This is a genomic window from Steroidobacter sp., assembly GCF_036406195.1.
Taxonomy (GTDB): domain Bacteria; phylum Pseudomonadota; class Gammaproteobacteria; order Steroidobacterales; family Steroidobacteraceae; genus Steroidobacter.
Genome location: NZ_DASWVW010000017.1, coordinates 1 through 20,532, shown reverse-complemented (window position 1 = coordinate 20,532; position 20,532 = coordinate 1). Strand labels below are relative to the sequence as shown.

At 62.7% G+C, this 20,532-nt stretch carries 18 protein-coding genes; 17 read left to right on the top strand and 1 reads right to left on the bottom strand.

What is annotated here, in order from left to right; genetic code table 11:
- Positions 1–87: 87 nt before the first annotated feature.
- From VGE08_RS07540 to VGE08_RS07460, 17 genes are all read left to right on the top strand, one after another.
- A complete protein-coding gene (locus tag VGE08_RS07540) occupies positions 88–1,644 on the top strand; it encodes an undecaprenyl-phosphate glucose phosphotransferase (protein ID WP_331067249.1) in 1,557 nt (518 codons plus the stop codon).
- A 25-nt stretch (positions 1,645–1,669) separates the two neighbouring features.
- Complete coding sequence (locus VGE08_RS07535) at positions 1,670–3,700, top strand: ArnT family glycosyltransferase (protein WP_331067248.1); 2,031 nt, start codon at positions 1,670–1,672, stop codon at positions 3,698–3,700.
- On the top strand, positions 3,657–5,162 hold the full coding sequence (locus VGE08_RS07530; RefSeq protein ID WP_331067284.1) for a lipopolysaccharide biosynthesis protein: 1,506 nt from the start codon (positions 3,657–3,659) through the stop codon (positions 5,160–5,162). The genes VGE08_RS07535 and VGE08_RS07530 overlap by 44 nt, the downstream gene beginning before the upstream one ends.
- 104 nt (positions 5,163–5,266) lie before the next feature.
- On the top strand, positions 5,267–6,310 hold the full coding sequence (locus VGE08_RS07525; RefSeq protein ID WP_331067247.1) for a sulfotransferase: 1,044 nt from the start codon (positions 5,267–5,269) through the stop codon (positions 6,308–6,310).
- 273 nt (positions 6,311–6,583) lie between these two features.
- A complete protein-coding gene (locus VGE08_RS07520) occupies positions 6,584–7,891 on the top strand; it encodes an O-antigen ligase family protein (protein ID WP_331067246.1) in 1,308 nt (435 codons plus the stop codon).
- Between the two features lie 31 nt (positions 7,892–7,922).
- On the top strand, positions 7,923–9,059 hold the full coding sequence (locus tag VGE08_RS07515) for a glycosyltransferase family 4 protein (protein WP_331067245.1): 1,137 nt from the start codon (positions 7,923–7,925) through the stop codon (positions 9,057–9,059).
- Positions 9,060–9,062: 3 nt separating this feature from the next.
- Positions 9,063–10,253 (top strand): glycosyltransferase, encoded by a 1,191-nt coding sequence (locus tag VGE08_RS07510; RefSeq protein ID WP_331067244.1) that lies wholly within the window; start codon positions 9,063–9,065, stop codon positions 10,251–10,253.
- Positions 10,246–11,349 (top strand): glycosyltransferase family 4 protein, encoded by a 1,104-nt coding sequence (locus tag VGE08_RS07505; RefSeq protein WP_331067243.1) that lies wholly within the window; start codon positions 10,246–10,248, stop codon positions 11,347–11,349. The genes VGE08_RS07510 and VGE08_RS07505 overlap by 8 nt, the downstream gene beginning before the upstream one ends.
- An 8-nt stretch (positions 11,350–11,357) precedes the next feature.
- On the top strand, positions 11,358–12,716 hold the full coding sequence (locus VGE08_RS07500; protein ID WP_331067242.1) for an AMP-binding protein: 1,359 nt from the start codon (positions 11,358–11,360) through the stop codon (positions 12,714–12,716).
- A 10-nt stretch (positions 12,717–12,726) separates the two neighbouring features.
- Positions 12,727–14,709: an alginate lyase family protein gene (locus VGE08_RS07495; protein WP_331067241.1), complete on the top strand. Its 1,983-nt coding sequence runs from the start codon at positions 12,727–12,729 to the stop codon at positions 14,707–14,709.
- Between the two features lie 9 nt (positions 14,710–14,718).
- Positions 14,719–15,708, top strand: coding sequence for a citrulline utilization hydrolase CtlX (gene ctlX / locus VGE08_RS07490; RefSeq protein ID WP_331067240.1), 990 nt, complete (start codon positions 14,719–14,721; stop codon positions 15,706–15,708).
- A 10-nt stretch (positions 15,709–15,718) separates the two neighbouring features.
- On the top strand, positions 15,719–16,360 hold the full coding sequence (gene plsY, locus VGE08_RS07485) for a glycerol-3-phosphate 1-O-acyltransferase PlsY (protein WP_331067239.1): 642 nt from the start codon (positions 15,719–15,721) through the stop codon (positions 16,358–16,360).
- Positions 16,361–16,364: 4 nt separating this feature from the next.
- Entirely contained in the window at positions 16,365–17,402 is a 1,038-nt protein-coding gene (locus VGE08_RS07480; RefSeq protein ID WP_331067238.1) for a biotin--[acetyl-CoA-carboxylase] ligase, read from the top strand.
- Positions 17,402–18,181 carry a type III pantothenate kinase gene (locus VGE08_RS07475; RefSeq protein WP_331067237.1) on the top strand — a complete coding sequence of 260 codons (780 nt, stop codon included), beginning with the start codon at positions 17,402–17,404 and terminating at the stop codon, positions 18,179–18,181. The genes VGE08_RS07480 and VGE08_RS07475 overlap by 1 nt, the downstream gene beginning before the upstream one ends.
- Before the next feature lie 142 nt (positions 18,182–18,323).
- Positions 18,324–18,632 (top strand): hypothetical protein, encoded by a 309-nt coding sequence (locus VGE08_RS07470; protein WP_331067236.1) that lies wholly within the window; start codon positions 18,324–18,326, stop codon positions 18,630–18,632.
- 14 nt (positions 18,633–18,646) lie between these two features.
- Positions 18,647–19,408, top strand: a complete 762-nt coding sequence (locus tag VGE08_RS07465) for an SPOR domain-containing protein (RefSeq protein WP_331067235.1) — start codon at positions 18,647–18,649, stop codon at positions 19,406–19,408.
- Positions 19,409–19,530: 122 nt separating this feature from the next.
- The gene (locus VGE08_RS07460; RefSeq protein WP_331067234.1) at positions 19,531–19,791 is read left to right on the top strand and encodes a hypothetical protein; all 261 of its coding nucleotides are present in this window, start codon (positions 19,531–19,533) and stop codon (positions 19,789–19,791) included.
- Between the two features lie 17 nt (positions 19,792–19,808).
- Here VGE08_RS07460 and VGE08_RS07455 read toward each other — a convergent pair.
- On the bottom strand, positions 19,809–20,532 hold a 724-nt coding region (locus VGE08_RS07455), incomplete at its 5' end, for a DUF4351 domain-containing protein (RefSeq protein ID WP_331067233.1).

The window sequence follows — 20,532 nt, the reverse complement described above, 5'->3', positions numbered from 1 at the left end:
TCGCGCGTTCGTGGTACGCATCTTGCTCTTAGTGTATCGACCGGCTCGATCCGGCGATGTTTCAGAGAGTTCGTTGGATTCCATTGAATGAGCGCAGTGCCAGACAGCGCGGTCCGGGAAACAGTCAAGCTGACCGGCGCGCCTCCGCCGCCGCTATCACAAGTAAAGCTTCCCGACACCAGCGTTCCCCCACAGCTACCCAGTCCCAGGGCAACGCCCCAGGCGACGTATGACGTCACGCCGCCGTTGCTGTTCAAGCGGCAGTCGGCGCTGGCCGCGATCTTTTTCTCGCTGCGAGCCGCCGCCCCCGCCGCTGTATCTATTCTCACCTTATATGTGCTGGCCGAGCTGACCGGCACTGCGGCCACGAATTACTTCAGTGCGGTGACTATCATCGTCACCATTCTCTCCATCACTTTGTTGCAGTCGCCGCGCACGCCAGCTGCTGAGTTGATCGCTCCGCGCAAGGTGGTGTCGCTCGGTCTGCTGGTCCGTTGGGCGGTACTGCTGCTGGCTCTGCTGGTAATCGGCTATGTCGCCGGCTATCCGCCGCGATATTCGCGGCCGCTGATGCTGATGTGGGCGGTGGCGACGCCGGCGCTGCTGATCCCCAGCATGCTGCTGCTCGATGAAGTGGCACGTCGCGTGTTGTGCCGGCCGAGCAACAGCCGCAAGGTCGTGTTCGCCGGATATAACAATTCCAGCAGGCAGCTGGCTGAACGGTTCTCGCGCCATGCCGAGTTGTGCATGCGAGTGCAAGGATTCTTCGACGATCGCAGCGCGCAGCGGCTCGAACCCACGGACGATCAGAAGCTGCTGGGGCCGCTGTCGCAGTTGCCGGAATACGTGAAGAAGAACGCGATAGACGTGATTTTCATCGCGCTGCCGATCCGACACATCCGGCGCGTGCAAAACCTGCTCGACAAGCTCGGCGACACTACCGTATCGCTCTACTATCTACCCGACGTTGTGATCTCGGATCAGTTCCAGGCGCGCACCGGCGAAATTCTCGGCGTGCCGGTCATCGCGATGCGAGAAAGCCCGTTCCATGGCTACCAGGGCGCGACCAAACGGTTGCTGGACCTGGTCATTGCTTCCAGTGCATTGCTGCTCACGGCACCGTTGCTGCTGGCCATCGCCGCCGCCATCAAGTTGACCAGCAAGGGGCCGGTGCTGTTCCGGCAACGGCGTTATGGCCTGGATGGGCGCGAGATCGTGATCTACAAGTTTCGCACCATGACGGTGACTGAAGATGACGGCTGGCTGGATCAAGCGCGACGCAATGATGCTCGTGTGACCCGCATCGGGCGTGTCCTGCGCCGCTGCTCACTGGATGAAATGCCGCAACTCATCAACGTTCTGCAGGGACGCATGAGCATCGTCGGGCCGCGCCCGCATGCGGTCGGCCACAACGAGGAATACCGCAGGCTGATCAAGGGCTACATGGTGCGTCACAAGGTTCCACCCGGCATCACCGGACTGGCGCAGATCAAGGGCTTTCGCGGACCGACGCCGAAGCTGCAGGACATGCAGGCCCGCGTGCACTACGACTTGGAATATCTGCGCAACTGGTCGTTGTGGCTGGACCTGAAGATCATGGTCCTGACCGTGCCGAAACTATTCAAGACCGACAAGGCTTACTAGAACAATCACTACCAAGGGGCCACTGATGTTCTCGGACGCTGCCAATCGCGGGTTGTCGCCGGTGATTCCGACGCTGCCGACATATGTCGGCCAGTGGATGCGCTCGCTCTCCGACCTGTTCCGCGTGACGGCGCCTCTCGAGCAGGAGCAGCTGGCGCATCGAGTGATGCTGTTCGTCATCGTCGGTATGGGTGCCTGGTTGCGCTTCTGGGGTCTGGACAACGTCGGCCTGCATGGCGATGAAGAAACCATGGCCATGGCCGTGATGAGTATCGTGCGCGAGGGCGCACCCATCCTTCCCAGCGGCATGTTCTATCCGCGTGGCATGACGCAGTTGTATCTCATGGCCGCCTCGGTGCAGCTGTTCGGCGAATCGGAATGGGCGTTCCGATTGCCTTCGGCGCTGTGTGGCGTGCTGGTGATCTATCTCGCCTGGCTCGCCGGCCGCCGCTTCCTGCGCCCGTATTGGAATCTCGCGTTCGCTGCCGCCGTGGCGTTGTTGCCGTCCATGATCGGGTACTCGCAAACGGCTCGCATGTATATCTTTCTGATGGCGGCGGTTGCAGCCTGCATGGTTTGTATCTTCGCTTGGGAGCGCAGTGGCCGCATCGGCTGGTTGATAGGCGCCGTCGTGGCGCTGGTGATCGGCATCGACCTGCAGGCGCTGGCAGTGACGACCATCCTGCTGTTCCTGATGCCTGGGCTGCTGCAAGGGGATCTGCGCAAGCTGCTGTATGGCAGCGCCGCCGCGGCGATCGTCATGCTGAGTTATCTGCTCATCAATGGCTGGGTGGATTCGCACTATCCGGTGCCGCCGCCGGAATATGCAGCCGATCTCGGGCCGCCGTTGTGGGATCGCAGCCGTGCGCCGGCGGCGTTCGCGCTGACTTTCGAAATCGCGCTGTGGATCGCCGGACTGGCGATCGCATTCTTCGCCATTCATCTGGCGCGCGCCGTGCCACAGCGGATCGCTTCGATCAGCGTCGCAATCCTGCTGCTGGCCGGGCTGACATTGCAGCTCAGGCTGTACTATCACCTGGCAGGGTTGCTGTTCATCGCGGCCGCGGTGCTCGCGCGGCGCCATGGCGGACCGCGCATCTGGCGCCGAATGAGCATCTTCGCGCTCGGCAGCGCCATACTGGCGCTGATTCATTTCAGTCTGTTGGCCTCGACGCCAGGCTCGCTGAAGAAGGTCATCGGTGCGCTGGTCGGCCAGCCTAGTATCTGGCCGTACTATCGCATGGTCTCCTACTCGGAAGTGGCCGGTGTGCTTGCGCTGGCGGCGCTGGCCTGGGGGCTGTGGCGCTTGATGAAGCGGGGCCGGGTCACCGACTACGTGCTGTTGGGCGTGCTTGGAGTCTGGATCCCGGTATTCATTCTCGGCTTCTTCGTCTGGAACATGCCTGCGCGTTACACCGCGGCCTCGTTGCTGCCGATGATGGTCTGCGCTTTCGCGTTCGCGCAGAAGATCACTGACTGGGTGCAGACCAGGCTGGCCGCACGAAAGGTGGCTGCTTTGAAGGGGCGACCCTTGCACATGGTAGCCGCGGGTATTACCAGTGTGCTGGTCGTCGACCCTGTCGCGGTCGCGGCTACGGTGAACTCCGGCTACGAATCGCACCCGGATCACAAGGGCGCGGCCGAGTTCATGAAGGCGCAGAACATCGTGGACGCGGATGTGATCCTCGCCGAGGACGTGTTGCAGCAGACGTATTATCTCGGCAAGGTGGACTACTGGCTGATGAGCCGCCATCACGCGCGCCGTTACGTGGAGCTGGTCGACGGCCAGATCCGCGATTTCTATACTCGTTCCGGCGTCATCAGCAGCGCCAAGATGCTGCAGGATCTGTTGCGCGAGCAGCGAGGCAATCGCATCTTCGTGATCGGCAGCGGCGAGAATCAGAGCGACAAGCGCAAGGGAATGCGCGGCGACATGGACGCCGTGCTGCACTCACCGCAGTTCGAAGTTGTCTATCAGGGCCGGGACGGCCTGACACAAGTATGGCGCGCCACTGGCGCCCTGCCGTCGCAGGCATCGGCGCCGCCACGGGAGTAGAGCCATCGCCGGGTTAGTCAGTCGAACCGCCATCATCTCGATCACGCGGTTCATGAATCAGGGACTGGTGGTCATCAGTCCCATCCTGCTGGTGCGGCTGCTGACGGTCGAAGAGTTCGGCCGTTATCGCGAGTTCCTGCTGTACGCCGGCCTGTTGACCACCATCTCCGCCTTCGGCATCAACAGCAGCCTGCTGTACTTCCTGCCGTCGCGCCCGAACGGCGTGCGGCAGATGGTGCGGCAGGCGGTCGCCATGACACTCGGCAGCAGCGTGCTGGTGGTCGGTGGCACATTGCTCGCGGATTACTTCGCCAACGGCGCGATCCTGGGTGCGGTCGCGCTGCCGGTGGCAATCTATGTGTTGCTGTTCGTCAATCTGGATTTCTGGGAATCCTATTGGCTGGCGTTGAAGCGGCCGGCGCCCGTGTTCGCTTACACGACCGGCCGGTTGATCGCGCGCATCCTGGTGGTGGTGACCGCGGCCTCGATCTGGCGCGATGTAATGCCCATCGTCTGGTCATTGATCGCGCTGGAAGCGACCCGTCTGCTGGTGTCGTTCGTCGCCTGGCGACGCGCCGTTGGCATCGGTCAGATCGATGCCGTGGCCCAGGAGTCCTGCTGGCGCGAGCAGTTTCGCTACTGTCTGCCCGTCGGTCTGGCCTTGATTCTGGTCACGCTCAACAAGTCGCTGGGCAACTTGTTTGTTACCAAGACCCTTGGCGTGGTCGCGCTGGCGCACTATGCCATCGGCACTCACATCCAGCCGGTCATTGGAGTGCTGCGTAACTCGGTATCCGATGCGGTGCTGCCGGAGCTTGCGGCATTGAAGAACACCAAGGGCGAGGGCGCGCTGTCGCTGTGGCGTCGTTCGACGGTGGTGTCGATGATTCTATTGACCGCCGCCGGCGTGGTGCTGTTCGAGTTCGCTCACACCTTCGTGGTCACTTTGTTTTCGCCCAGCTACGAACCGGCGGTGCTGATCTTCCAGATCTATCTGCTGGTGCTGGTGCGCGAGGTGTTCGATTTCGGCGTGGCGTTGCGCGCAGTCGGCAAGACCGCACCCATCGTGACCAGCAGCCTGTTCGCCATCCTGCTGAATCTTCTGTTGCTGGTCACGGTGCTGCCGATATGGGGCTTGCCGGCCGCCGCGCTGGCTTTCCTGATCTCGCGATGGACCGAAGGTGTGGTGCTCAGCCGCAGCACCATGCTTGCTTACAACATCGGAGTAAAAGATCTGGCGCGCTGGGGCGATCTGGTCCGCGTGGCATTGGCGGCGCTGTTGGCGTCGGTGGTGTTCTATGGCTCGTTCTGGCTCGATCACTTTGGGCTGGTCGGCGTCGTTCTCGGCGCCACGGTGTTCATGAGCCTGTTCATCATGTTGTTGCTCGCATTCCGCGTTCCGGAAGCCGTCGCTGTGGTGGGGCGACTACGTAAAACCGAGAGCATTCCCGCTAAATCCTGACGAATTGACGCAGATCTGCGACGGCAGGCGCCTGAACTTTGGGCGCGGCCGACGCATTGGTCCAGTGGTTACAAGTAGGTCACTTCCCAGGACGAGGTGTTACAGTGACGCTGGAACAGTATCCCGAGCACGTTTTTCACGAGGCGATCGTCGACGCAACCGTCGATACGGGCGCCTGGGAAGGTCCGCTGTTCATCATCGGCATGCCTCGCTCGGGCACCAAGTTGCTGCGCGGCCTGTTGAGCAATCATCCACGCATTCGCGTGCTCGCGGCCGAGACGGACTTCCTGCCGTTCATCGACGAATGGGTGCAGCGTTACGGCAGTCCGGCGAGCGCCGCAGCGTTCGAGCGCCTCGCGAACGACTTGAGCGGTGCGAATCACTATTTCAATTTTCGCCCGGCGGATCGGCGCCCATTCCGGTGGCAGGACTGGCGCGCGGCCTGCGACGGAAATTTCGACGTTAGCGGCCTGTTCGAAGGTTTCGCTCGCTACGAACTCGATGTCCGGCCCGGCTCGGGCATCATCTGGGCGGACAAGTCGCCCGCTTATGTTCGTCACATTCCATTGCTCGTAAAACATTTCCCCAGTGCCCGGATCGTGCACATCGTGCGGGACGTGCGCGACCATTGCGTCTCGATGCGCAAAGCCTGGGGCAAGGATATCCGGCGCTCGGCCTGGCGCTGGGGCAAAGATGTGCTGACCGCGCATCGCCAGTGCTCCAGCATGCCGGAGCGTTGTCTGGAAGTGAGATTCGAGGCGCTGTTGCAGGATCCTGAAGCGCAGCTGCGGCGCATTTGTATGTTTCTGGATGTCCCGTTCTTCGTGGGGTTGACCCAGCTGTCGCAATCGGTCGAGAGGCGCGGTTATGCCGCAGGCCGCGCCGAAATCGTTCGCGACAACTTCAGCAAGTTCGAAACTCGCTTGACGCCGCGCGAGCTGGTCGCCATCGAATCGCTGGCGTTGCAGACTATGCGCGTACTGGGCTACATGCCGCGCCGAGCTGTCGAGCAGGCGAGGCTGTCACCATTGATGCAGCAGCTGCTGAAAATCAAGGACGGCGTAAGTCTGGTGGCGAATGGCATGTCGCGCCGAGGCGTCGCGGCCGCGGTGCATTTCCATGCAACGCATCGGCGCATGGCGGGATGAAGAGCAAATCGAGGACCGGGCGCGCGCGGTGGGTGAATGTACTTGTCGATGTAAGGAATGAACCTGCGGTTGCAATAATTACAAGAAGTTCGGCCATTTGCTGTGCCGGGTGACTGCCACTAGCGCTTCTTGCCTGTCTTTTTTTTGCTGGTATGCAACTTGCTCTGGATAAAGAAGCGGTATTACCGAGGTGGATGAGTACGTGCAGTGCTTGCAGCGCAATGATGGCGAGCGATCGGTCCCGAGCCCTCGGTGCCCACGGAGTGCGCTCTGATGCGTTTCCTGCTCGCCGCGCTGACGCTGTTTCTCACCCTCAGCAGCGTGTTCAACTGGGACCCCGGCCCGGCGCCGGGCGTCAAGATCAAGAACTTCCTGTTGTATCTGCTGGTGAGCGGGCTGGTGTTCAGCTACGCCGTCGGGCGCAGGTTCAAGATTCAGCTGCCGGCCATCAACACCGCGTTCGTGATGTTGATCGGTTATTCCATTCTTACCTACCTGGCCATCGTCCTGTTCATCGACTATCCAAGATACGACGTGCTGCGCAGTGCCCTCGATCTGAAGAATCGCATGGTCGACTTCCTGGTGTTCTTCCTGGTGTTCTTCTACGGCGTGCGTTCCGAGAAGGATGCGGTGTTCGTGCTGAAGTGCCTGCTGCTGTCCTGGATCGTATCGCATGCCGTCGCAGTGCTGGACGCTTTGGGCTATGTGCAGATCGGCGACATCGAGCGCCGAGGCGACGGGCGCGTGCAGGGTGCGGTGGGCGAATCGAACCAGTACGGCGCGTTCGTCGCGCTGACGCTGCCGGCCGTAGTCGCCATGGCGGTGGCAGTGAAAGGATGGTGGCGATGGTTCTGGATTGCTGGAGCCGTGCTCACCGCGTGTACTTTGCTGATGACGGTGTCACGGGGCGCGTTCGTCGCGACGTTGTTTGCGGTCGTGTTTGGCGCTTATCTGTTCCGTCGGTATCTGTCGGCGGGCAAGCTGCTGCGGTGGGGCGTGCTGACTGGCGGCGCCTTGCTGGCGATCGTGGTGATGGTCAGCATCGGTTTCGGCGATCTGCTGTACGAGCGCGTCATCGGCCAGTTCAGCACCAAGGATCTGAGTGGCACCTCGTCGGGCCGCACCGAGATCTGGTCCACCGCCATCGCCGTGATGTTCGAGCATCCGCTGACCCTGCTCACCGGCTTCGGCTGGAATTCCTACTGGGTCATGCCGTTCCGCTATTCGCCGCACAACTATTATTTGTCGCAGTGGTTCAACCTGGGGCTGCCGGGACTGATCTGCAGCGTGCTGCTGCTGGTCATTCCAGTACGCACGGCGCTGCAATCCTTTGCCGCGGCTCCGACCCACATGCGCGCCTTGCTGGCGGGTTTCGTGGTCTCGACGCTGGCGTTCGCCAGCGCGACCTTCTTCGTGGACCTTTATGGCCCCTGGATCTATTTCTGGGCATACACCGGCGTAACCATGCGCCTCGCGCTGATCGCACGCGAGACTGTTTCGGAACCGGTGGTTGTGGATCGGCCCGCCGTCGCCACTCAGCGACCGGATCCGTATGGCTGGATCGGAGCCGTCCGTCATTGATGTCCCATGATGGGTCTGCGTGGAAGCAACGATGAAGATTTGTATTGTCGGCCTCGACGACTATCCGCAATTGGCCGGGCTGAAGGACGCGAAGTACGTGGGCGGTGAATCCGTGCAACATGTGCTGCTGGCGCAGGCCTGGCGCGACCTGGGACACGACGTGTCCATGATCGTGCACGATCACGGTCAGGGTCGCGTCACCGATGTGGATGGCATTCGTGCAGTTGCTCCTTACGGACGCGATGATGGCATTCCGGTGCTGCGCTTCGCACATCCGCGCATGACCGGCATGCTTGGCGCGATGCGCGAGGTCGACGCCGACATCTACTATCAATCGCCGGCCGGAGTGGCCACCGGCATCACGGCCTGGTTCTGTCGCCGCAACGGCAAACGCTTCATCGCGCGCATCGCCTCCGACCTGGCCTGTATTCCAGGCAAACAGCTGATCCGCTTCTGGCGCGATCGCAAGATCTATGAATACGGCCTGCGTCACGCCGATCTCATCGTGGCGCAGAGCGAACAGCAGCGCACGCTGCTCCAGCAGAACTACGGCCTGAAGAGCGAAGTGCTCGAAATGGCCGTGGAAATGCCGAGCGGCCCGCAGCCGGACCAGGACATCGATGTGCTGTGGGTGTCGAATCTCCGGCCGGTGAAGCGTCCTGAAGTATTGCTGGAACTGGCGCGCCGCCTGCCCGATGTACGCTTCACGCTCGCCGGCGGCGCGTTGCCCGGAGCGGACGACTACTACCGGACGGTGAGCGAAGCCGCGAGCTCGATTCCGAATCTCACCTTCCCCGGCGCCGTGCCCTATACCGAGGTGGGCACGCTGTTCAGCCGCGCGAAACTGTTTCTGAACACTTCGGAGATCGAAGGCTTTCCGAACACCTTCCTGCAAGCCTGGGTGCGCGGCGTGCCGGTGGTGGCGTTCTTCGATCCCGATTCACTGATCAAACATCGCCAGCTCGGTCATACGGCCACCGATCTGGACGACATGGTCGGAGCCATCCAGCGCTTGCTGAGCGACGACGCCGAACGAAAGCGCATCGGCGATCGCGCCCGTGCTTACGCCATCGCGCAGTTCGGAGCGACGCGCATCGCGAGTCGCAATCTGGAAATGCTGGCGGCTCGCGACACCTCGCAGGTTCTGCGTTACGGCACCAGCGGCTGAATCATGGCGAGCGCCCAACCACAGCTCGATCGCAAGCTCGCTGCTCCGCAGCCGGCCGTGAGCGACGATGCGTTGGACGTGTTGTTCGTGCTGAACAATCTTGCGGTCGGCGGCTCGGAGCGAAAGACCGTTCGCCTGGCCAACGCTTTCGCCACGCGCGGCATGCGGGTTGGCATCGCGTATCTGAACGAACCGGCGACCTTGCTCGAGGACATCGCTGCCGGCGTCGCGACATTCTTCCTGGCACGGCAGGGCCGATACTCGCTCAAGGCGAACGCCGCGTTGCGCCAGCTCATCGAAGAGCAACGGCCGCGCAATCTCGTATCGGTGAATCTCTACCCGGCGCTCTACGTTGTGACTGCTACGCGTTGGTCGCGCCATCGCCCGCGAACCATTGGCTTGATGAATACCACCGAGTTGCGCCGTGGGGCTCGTTGGAGGCGCGGCTTCTATATCCGAGTGCTGCGGTATCTCGATTGGACTGTGTACGGTTGCGAGTTGCAGCGCCATGCCTGGTTGTCCGCCGAGAGCGAGATGCGTTCGCGCTCTAGCGTCATCTACAACGGCGTGGACCTCAGCAGGTTCTCGGCGGCGTGGTTTGAGGGCACTACTCAGCGAGCGATGCACGGCATCGGCGAGAACGCATTCGTCGTGGGTACGGTGGGGCGGCTGGTGGCCGAGAAAAATCAATTGCCGTTGATCGATGCGGTGGCCGAATTGCGGGCGCTGGGCGCCGACGCGCATCTGATGCTGGTGGGTGACGGCCCAATGCGAGCGGCCTTGGAACAGCGGGCCGAGCAACGAGGGATCTCCAGCGCAGTTACGTTCACCGGCGCGTTGTCCGATGTGCGCGCTGCCTTGCGAGCGTTCGATGTCTTCGTGTTGCCCTCGCTCTCCGAAACATTCTCGAACGCGGCCTTGGAAGCGATGGCCATGCAGTTGCCCGTGATTTTGACGCGGACCGGTGGCGCGGCGGAAATGATCGAGCATGGCCGGGAGGGATTCATCGTGGACGTCGCCGACCTGCCACGGCAGCTGCCGAAAATGCTGAACCAGCTGCGACTCGACGACGTGTTGCGAACCCGCATGGCCGCCGCGGCAAACTCGCGTGTCCAGCAGTCATTCTCGTGGGAAGGCATGGTGTCTGCTTATCAACAAATACTGGGTGCGCGTGGAGCGGTGAACGGTGTCTGAGCCAGCCAACGTCTTGATGCTTGGTCCTGCTCTGAACGTGCGCGGCGGCGTTTCAGGCGTGGAACGGATACTGCTCGACGCGTTGCCCGAGGACGTGCGCGCGACTCACATCGCCACCATGGTCGATGGCGGCAAGTGGGCCAAGACGGTGACTTTCGCGCAAGCGCTCGCCAGGTTCGCCCTGGAGCTGCGCCAGTGTCCGGACGTAGTGCACATTCACTTCGCTAGCGGCGCCAGCAACATTCGCAAGATCATCCTGGCGCGCATAGCGATGGTGCGCGGCGCTAGCGTCATCATGCACGCGCACGGTGCGGCTTATCAGCAATACTGGGCGCAGATGTCTCCAGCGGCCAAGGCATTCACGCGCGACACACTGGCGCGGGCGCAGCGGCTGGTGGTATTGGGCGAGCGCTGGAGGACATTTTTCGTATCGATCGGGATTCCTCAGCAACGCATCCTGGTATTGCCAAACCCGGTGGTGCTGCCCGAGAAGGTGCCCGAACGGCCTGCGGGCGAGAAGGTGCGTTTCGTTTTCTTTGGACTGATCTCCGCTCGAAAAGGGCCATTCGAGCTTGTGGAAGCTGTTGCCAAGTTGTCGCCAGAGTGTCGCGCTCGCGTCGAGTTCGTGCTCGCCGGCAATGGCGACACTGAGCGATTGCGTACACGCGTCAACGAGCTCGCGCTGCAGGATGCAGTCGAGATTCGCGAGTGGGTCGAACCGGCCGAGCGTGACCGGCTACTGGCGGCGGCGCATGCGTTTGTTTTGCCGTCGCACGCCGAAGGGTTACCCATGTCGCTGCTGGAAGCCATGGCCTGGGGCCTGGCGCCCATCTGCACTCCGGTCGGCAGCATTCCCGAGCATGTGGTGGACGGTGCGAATGGCCTGCTGGTCACTCCTGGTGACATTCCGCAGTTGGCTGCGGCCATCGAGAGATTGGTGTCCAACGACGCGGAGCGGATGCAGATGGCCCGGCTGGCGCGAGCCACGGTAGAACCGTTGTGTGTGAAGGATTACTCGAATCGCATGTGCGCGCTGTATCGCTCGCTCGCCAACGGCAATGGCCGTCGCGCAGTCGCCCGGCTGAGCACGAGGTGATACCAGGCATGCAAGCGCTGGTAAAGAAACTCAAACTGCTCCAGGTGGGCGACACGGCGGTGCGTCGCAATCCGTTGTTCTATGCCGATGCGCAGCGCGAGCTGACGCATCTCGAGCAGGCCGGACTGGAGGAGCGCCGCAAGTGGATGCTCGCTCGGCTCAGGGAAGTGCTCTGGCCTGCGAGTCGCACGGGTTATGGACAAAAAGTGCGCGGCGGCGCCGACATCGCCAGCTGGCCCTTGCTGACGAAGGACAGGGTTCGTGCCGCGCTGGCCGATTTTCAGATGGGCTCGCGGCTGTTCACCATCAAGGCCAGCACGGGCGGGACTTCCGGGGCGCCTTTGCAGATCTTGAGATCGCTGCGCTCGGTGGTGTTCGAGCAGGTCTGTATCGATCGCATGATGCAAGAGGTCGGGGTGGATGCCCGCGCCGCGCGCTGCGCGGTGCTGCGCACCGAGAGCATCAAAAATCCAAACGATTTGAAACCCCCGTATTGGATCTACGCCGGCGGCGGCAGTCGACTGGTGCTGTCGTCCACGCACTTGAATGCAGCGACTATCGAGCATTTCGCGCAAGCTATCGAGGACTTCGCTCCCGATTGTTTGCTCGGCTATCCGACCTCGCTCGAAGCCTTGTGCTTCCTATTGCGGCGAACTGGACGCCGTGTGCGCATTCCGGCCGTATTGTGTTCATCCGAGGTGTTGCACTCGCGTGTATGGCAGGTGGCAAGAGATGTTCTCGGTTGCCGTGTGCTCGACTACTACGGCCAGGCCGAGCGCGTTGCGTTCGCGTATGCGACGTCGCCAGACGAGTATCGATTCCTACCCGGATATGCCCACGTGGAATTCGAATCGGCCGGGATGGATGGCGAGCACAAGTTGTATGAAATCGTGGGCACACCGCTGTGGAATCGATCGATGGCGTTGATCCGTTATCGCACTGGAGATCTGATTCGCGTGCCAGCGCAGTGGGGCGAGCGTGAGCTGGAAGAGTTGGCGCTGGGTCTGCGGACGTTTTCGGGCGTGCTGGGCCGGGATAGCGACATCCTGATCACTCCCGATGGCGTGAAGGTGACGGGCATCAGTCATTTCCAGCGCGACGTGGCCAACATCGAGCGCATCCAGGTGATTCAGGAGAGCGCTGGCAAGGTGATCATCCAGGTGCTGCCGACCGAAGAGTACAGCGAGCGTGATCGCGACCGGTTGATGCACAACGCCCGAGAGAAGTTGCCCGTGAGCATGCAAGTGGAGATTCGCAGCGTGACCGCCCTGGAGCGCACCGCCCGCGGCAAGACGCCTTTCGTCATTCATCGGCCGCAGGTCAAAGAACTGCTCGACAACACGCGTGTCCACGGAAACATTGCGTGAGGCGTGCGCCATGAGCCTGAAGTGGAAGCTGCACCGTTTGTCGGCGATGAGCGGGTGGGAGGTCGGCTACCGGGTCAAACAGCGCGTTCAAGCCAGCGTCGAGCAGTTCGGTCTGCATTCTTCGGTGCCTCCCGCTCCCGCGCGCGATCGAACCGGCGCGCCCTGGGTGGCGACGCTGCCGACGGCATTCAATATAGATAAGTATCGCCGCGCCGCCGATGAGATTCTCGCCGGCCGCTTTCCGGTGTTCGCAATGCCGGCCGCCGCGCTGGGCTTTCCACCGCAGTGGAATCGCGATCCGAAGACCGGGCGCCAGGCGCCATTGCGCTTCGGCAAGACCCTGAACTATCGCGACGAGTCGCTGGTCGGTGATATCAAATACTTGTGGGAGCCGAGCCGGCACGCGCAACTGGTGACGCTGGCGCAAGCGTGGCATCTCACTCGTGAGCAGAAGTATCAGGACGGATGCCGAACGCTGCTGGAGTCGTGGTTCGATCAATGTCCCTACCCTTCAGGGGTGCATTGGACCAGCAGCCTGGAACATGCGATCCGGCTGGTGAACTGGTCGTTTGCCTGGCACTTGCTGGGCGGCGACGCTGCGCCGGTATTCGAAGGTGCCGCGGGTGAAGCCTTCAGGCAGCGCTGGCTGACCAGCGTTTATCAGCATTGCGAGTTCATCGCGGGGCACTTTTCACGCTATTCGTCGGCGAACAATCATCTGCTGGGCGAATTGATGGGGCTGTTCATAGCGTCGCTCACGTGGCCGCTGTGGAAGCGCAGCCGGCGCTGGAAGAACATGTCGCAACGTGAGCTGGAGCACGAGGCCCTGCTGCAGATTGCTTCAGACGGCGTCAATCGCGAGCAGGCCAATTGGTATCATCACGAAGTGGCGGACATGATGATCGTCAGCGGCTTGATCGCCCGCGCCAATGGCTGCGACTTCGGTGCGGCTTACTGGGATCGGCTGCGTGGCATGTTGCAGTACATTGCCAGCATCATGGATAGCGGCGGACAGGTGCCAAACTTCGGTGATGCCGACGACGCCATCATCGCGCGGCTCGATCCCGATGCCACGGATGTATATCGCTCGTTGCTCGCTACTGGCGCGGTGTTGTTCGACTGCGCCGAGCTCAAGTTCAAGGCCGGTCACCTCGACGACAAGACGCGCTGGCTGCTGGGAGATGCGGCGGCGGGTAAGTTTCAAGCTATAGAGATGGGGAACGTGTCGCTGCCCGTGCGCAAGGATTTCCCGGATGCGGGCTATTACATTCTGGGCGATCGCTTCGAAACCGATCGCGAGGTGCGCATCGTCGCCGATGCCGGCCCGCTCGGTTATCTATCAATCGCCGCGCACGGTCATGCCGATGCGTTGTCGTTCACGCTGAGCGTCGGCGGCCGGGAAATATTGATCGATCCGGGAACCTACGCGTATCACACCAACCGCATGTGGCGCGACTACTTCAAGGGCACTTCGGCGCACAACACCGTGCGCGTCGATGGCGTCGATCAGTCCGTCAGCGGCGGCAACTTCCTGTGGATCAAACATGCACAGGCGCAGGCGATAGCGATCGAGCGCACGCCGCTGGCCGACCGCTGGATCGCAAGCCATGACGGTTACTCGCGGCTCAAACATCCCGTGACTCATCGTCGCGAGCTGCTTTTCGAGAAAGAGTCCTCGCGCCTGCAGGTTACCGACGAATTGCTGGGCAGCGGCTCGCACGACGTGGAAGTGCTCTGGCATTTCGCAGAGCAGTGCAACGTCTTGGCCAATGGCCGTGACGTCCGGGTGTCCAGCGGCAACGTATTGATCTCGATGATGCTGCCCAAGGAGCTGCACTGCGATGTGCATCGCGGCGTCGAGCGTCCGCAGCCCAGCGGCTGGATCTCGCGCAGCTTCGACTCCAAAGTGCCCACCACCACACTGGTTGCGCGCGGCCGGATCGACGGTGCTGCGCGGCTGGTCACGCGTTTCGTCCTCGACTTCATCGATTGAGGGGCGATAATGGCGGCCTCACTGCAGGGGGCGCCCATGGGCCTGGCCGATCGACTCACTGACCGACAAACGGCAACGGATGTCATGATGATCCGGCCGGTGGCCTTTGCCGGCAATCCACAGACCCAGCCGTCCAACGCATTTCAGCAACTGGATTCGGGGCAACTCGACGCGGCTAACCAAGCCGCGGCATTACGCGAGTTCGAGGGCCTGGCCCGCGCCTTGGAACAGGCCGGTGTCACCGTCCACGTGTTCGACGACACGCCCGAGCCGCACACGCCGGATGCCATTTTCCCGAACAACTGGGTGAGCTTTCACGCCGACGGCACGGTGGTGCTGTACCCGATGCTGGCCGAGAACCGTCGGCTGGAACGGCGCGTCGAGCTGATCGAGGAGCTGAGCGCCAAGCATGGCTTTCACGCTGCGCGGCTGATCGACCTCACGCGCCACGAACATGATGGCCGCTATCTGGAAGGCACCGGTAGCCTGGTACTCGATCGCATTCATCACGTGGCTTATGCCTGCGTTTCACCTCGTACCGACCTGGACGTGCTGGGTGACTTCGCCCAGCAACTCGATTACGACATCGTGGCGTTCGAAGCGCGAGACGCCAACGGCGCGGCGATCTATCACACCAATGTCTTGATGTCGGTCGGCGAGCGTTTCGCCGCAGTGTGCCTGAGCGCGATTCGTGAAGACGAGCGCCAGGGTGTTTTCGATCAGCTGCGCGGCACCGGCAGGACGGTCATCGACTTGTCGATGGACCAGATGAACGCTTTCGCGGGCAACATGCTGGAACTGGGCTCGTCCCTGAGCGGCAGCGTGGTGGCCATGTCGGCGCGGGCGCGCGACGTATTGACGGCCGAGCAGCGGGCTACACTCGAGAGCAGCGCCGGTCCCATTGTCGCTGCCGCCATCCCGACCATCGAGAAGCTGGGCGGCGGCAGCGTGAGATGCATGCTCGCCGAGCTGCATCTGCCAAAAAAGAAACGACTATAATTTCGACAATATGCTGGAACTCGGCGTCAAATCCCTGCTGGCCTACCTGCTGGGCTCGTTGATCGGCAGCCTGCTGGTCGGCCAACTGCGCGGCGGCGTGGACATTCGCAAACTCGGCAGCGGCAACGCTGGCGGCACCAATGCGCTGCGCACGCAAGGCTGGTCGTTCGCGGCCTGGGTGATGGTCATCGATGTCGGCAAGGGCTGGCTCGCGGCGGCTCTGCTGCCGCCCATGAATCTCCCCGGTATCGGTATCCATCCGCAGGTCGCGCGCGATTGGCTGGCGGTCGCCTGCGCGAGTGCGGTCGTGCTCGGCCACGTTTATCCCGTGTGGTATGGCTTCCGTGGCGGCAAAGGCGCGGCGACATTGATCGGCGTGCTGGTTGGATTGCAGCCGACCGCGGTCCTGCCGGTGTTCATGGTCTGGCTGGTGACCGTGATGCTCACCGGGTTCGTGGGGCTCGGCACCATGCTGGCCGTGGCCTCGTTTCCCGCGTACCTGGCGTTGACGCAGGCCGAGCTGCCGATGGCGTTGCTGGTTTTTGGCTGTGTCATGACAGTGTTCGTCTGCTATACCCATCGCGCCAACATCGAGCGCATGTGGACCGGCACCGAAAGCCGGGCCCGCCGTCTTTGGCTGTTACGCCGGTAGTCGAATGCCCACCAGCAGCAAGGCCCAGCCCCCCAAGACCCAGGCGCAGGCACGGCGGCAACGATTGCTCGCCCTGTTGGCCGAAGGCACGTTCTATTCCGGCGAGCAGCTGGCGAAGAAGCTGAAAATCTCCCGCGGCGGCATCTGGAAACTGATGAACTCGCTGAAGGCGCTGGGCGTCGACATCGAGTCGGTGCCGCGTCAGGGCTATCGTTTGCCGCGCGCCGTCGATCTGCTGGACAAGGAGGCCATCCTCGGCTCGCTGCCCGCCGCGAGCCGCTCGCTGATGGAGCGAGCCGACGTGCTCTTGACCGTCGACTCCACCAATCGCTTTCTTGCCGATCTGCCGCTGCCGCAGCCCGGACATTTTCAGTTGTGTACGGCGGAAGTGCAGAACGCCGGCCGTGGTCGCCGCGGGCGCAGTTGGCTGGCGCCGTTCGGCAGCGGCATCTGCCTGTCGCTGGCCTGGCAGTTTGCCGAAGCGCCGCCGACGTTTTCCGCGCTGAGCCTGGCGGTCGGCGTGGCGGTGGTGAAGGGCCTGCGGCGGCTTGGCATCGAAGGCGTGGGTTTGAAATGGCCCAACGATCTGCAATGGCAGGGCCGCAAGCTCGGCGGCATCCTCATCGAGATGCGCGGCGAGTCGGCCGGGCCCGCGCAGGTGATCATCGGCATCGGTATCAACATGCACATGCCGGCGACCGTCCGCATGCAACTGGCGGAACGCGAAGCCGTATTGATCGCGGACGTGCACGAAATCATGCACGAGCGGACTCCGACTCGAAACCTGCTGATCGGCGCGATCGTCGCCGAGTTGCTGGAGATGCTACGCACGTTCACGGTGCAGGGCTTCGCGCCCTTCAAAGATGAATGGCAGCAGCTGGACACATTGGCGAATGCGCCCGTGAAGGTGCTCAGCGGTTCGCAGACGACGCTCGGCACGGCCCGGGGGGTCGATGCGGACGGCACGCTGCTGGTCGACGTTGATGGCGAGCTGCGCAGGTTCGTTTCGGGGGAAGTGAGCCTGCGCGCGGTGAAAGGTTGATGACGGCGCTGCTCGTAGATATTGGCAACACGCGCATCAAATGGGCGCGACTGGCTGGCAACGAGATCGCCGAGCAGTCGGCGGCCGTGCACGCCAACTGGACGAGCGACGATTTCATTCAGCAAATCCTGGGCTCGGGCCCGCGAATGGAGCGGGTGTTCATCGCGAATGTGAGCGGCAAGCGCATGGCCGACGTGGCGCAAGCAGCACTCGCAGGTGCGTGGCAGATCGAGCCGCGCTTTGTTCACTCGCCTGCGCAGCAGGCGGGGATCCGCAATGCCTATCCCGAGCCGGCCAAGCTCGGCGTCGATCGCTGGCTCGCCATGTTGGGCGGCCGGGCGTTTGAACCGCGGCCGTTGTGCGTGGTCAGCGTGGGAACGGCCATGACCATCGACGGGCTCGATGCCAGTGGCCAGCATCTGGGCGGCGTGATCGTGCCCGGGCCGGAGCTGATGGTGTCCAGCCTGCTCAAGAACACCAGCGACATTGCCCAGCGCGCCGCCGGCGGCCGGGCCGGCGACGAGTTGTTCGCCGACAATACCCTTGGCGCGATTCAACAGGGTGCGGTGCAAGCCCTCGCGGCGCTGGTCGACCGTGCGCTGGAAACAATGCGGAAGCGGCTCGGCGAGCCGCCGGTCCTGTTGCTTACAGGTGGGGCCAGCGGGCAAATCCAGGGCGCAATCCATTCGCCTGGCAGAGAAATTCCCGATCTGGTGCTGCGCGGCCTGGCGGTAGTGGCAGCGCAGCCCGACGCCGCTGCCCCCGATCCACGCACGTGACTCCCAGCGAAATCGCCCGCTGAATCATCCGATGTCTGATTCGCGCCTGCCTCGGCGGGGCAGGGCCTTCGTGTATCATCCGGCCGGTTCGATGCGCGACGGCCCTCGATGTGAACAGGGCCGTGAATCAGAGGATGCTCGGATGACCCGCTCTGGATCCCGACAACTGCTTACAGGCACGGCGCTCGTGGCGCTCGGTCTGTCGCCGCTGGCCGCGGTCGCCGCCGACGTTCAGGCAGGCAAGGCCGTATCGCAGGCCAAGTGCATCGCGTGCCACGAGGCCGATGACTGGGAAGGCGAAAGCGCCGCGTCGCTGGAGAGCCTGATTCGCGACATCGTGGCCGGCAAGGTCAAGCACAAGCAGCCGTTGCAACTGACGCCGGCGGAAGTTGCCGACATCGCAGCCTATTGGGGCGAGAGCAGCCAGCAGGGAAAAAACAAGCGGCGTTGATGGATTCCTAGTACATGCGTGCGTTCTGTTTGCTGTTGGTGTTGGTCAATGCCCTGTACTTCATCTGGTCCCAGGTGATCGATGTGCATGTGAGCAGCCTCGATCGCGTGCCGATTCGCGTGGCCGCGCCGCCGCCGCGCATCGTGCTCGCCAAGGAAGCCCAGAACGGCGCGCAGGCGGGCCCGGCGGAGGACGAAGAAGACGACGTGCCGGACGTGCGTGAGGTGGTCCCGCCGCAAGTCGAGCCTTTGGAATCTTCGGCTCCGACCCCGCGCTCGCCGCCATCAGCTGCGCGTGCGGATACTTTGAGCTGCACCAGCGTTGGTCCATTTGCCGATCTTGGCCAGGCGTCGCAGGCACAGGCCACTTTGCGCAGCATGGGCTTTCAGCCGCGGCAGCGAGTGGAGCAGGGCGAGCTGTGGGCTGGTTATTGGGTGAGCGTGCGGGACTTTCCGTCGCGCGATGCTGCCGAGGCCGCGCTCAAGAGAATCAACGACAACGGCATCACGGATGTCTATCTGATGCCGGGCAGCGATCCGGCGAATGTATTGTCCCTCGGCGTGTTCTCCGACTATCAACGCGCGCAACGCCGCGCCGAGGAAGTTCGCGCCATCGGACTCACGCCGCAGATCAGTGACCGCAAGCGGGCCGGCTCGGTGTTCTGGATCGATGTGGATCTGAAGGAGCCCGGGCAGACCATCGATACCAGTTTGTTTCAGGTGGGGCAGAGCCGGATTCTGAGATTGGAACTGCGCGGCTGTCCGCAGACGGGTTGACGCCGTCGCGAAGCATGCCGGCCATGCGGTGGCTCACCTTGGCGTTGGCAAGTTTCATTCTCGCTGGTTGCGCGACGGTGCCAAATCGGCCGGCGAGGCCGGCCAAATCATCCTACGGTTGTATGAAAGCTGTCGTGCAGGAGAAAGTGCCTGCCGGTTTGCCGGACTTGCGGACGCATTGTCTCGCTGCTGGTCTGATCGCCCGCTATTGCAGCGGTACCGAAGCGTATATGGCGGGCGCCGGCAAAGAGCTGCGCGATCTGTTCGGCGCTGGTGATGCGGAGTGGCGCGATTGGCGCGCCGACCGCGCCGGAATCGATTGTGCTCGCAGCGCCGACAACGACACCGCTCTCGCTACTTGCTGCGAAGAACGAGGTTATTGAAGAAAGCCCCGTTATCTTCACTCACCCTCGAACAGCGCGTCGAGCGTGTCGACCTCCAGCAGCCGCTCACCCCAGCACTCCAGCTGTTCGGAGGGCGCCTGCCGCAGCCGGGATTGAACCCAATCGGGCAGTTCGCCAAATCGCCTGCGCAACTGCCGTAACAGCAGCTGCGCTTCGCCGGCCTGCATGCCTTCTCGCATGCCTTCTCGCATGCCCTCCCGCATGCCTTCTTGCATACCTTCCCGCTTGAACTCCTCGCCCCATTCTTGGATTCGGTCCGCCAGCATTGTGCGCATCTCCTGTAAGTCATCTATGCCCGTCACCGGTTCGGCGGACAGCTTGGGGAGTATAATCCTGCCGATCCACAGCGCGAACGCGCGGCTGAGGCTTCTCTGTTCCGGACTCCGCAACCACTCCACCAGCGCCCCCAGAACGGTATCGATCTCCTCGCGACTGCGGCTGTTCTCCAACCGGAATAGCGCTGCCACGAGGTTGCACAGCGGCAGATCGCTGGCCCGATAGCATCCTTCGTCAATGAGCAGATAGCGCGCCTGCGGTTGGTAGATCTCCAGCGCTGCCGGTCCGGGCTCGACCAGTGCTGCCAGTTCCTGCGCCGCGCCCCAGCGGGACTCGCCGTTGTACAACACAATCGGCAGCACCGGAGGCAGCCGTCCACGCTCGATCTGTTTCGTGTGGATCAGGTCCTGATACAGCAATCCCACATACGTGAGGATGCGCACC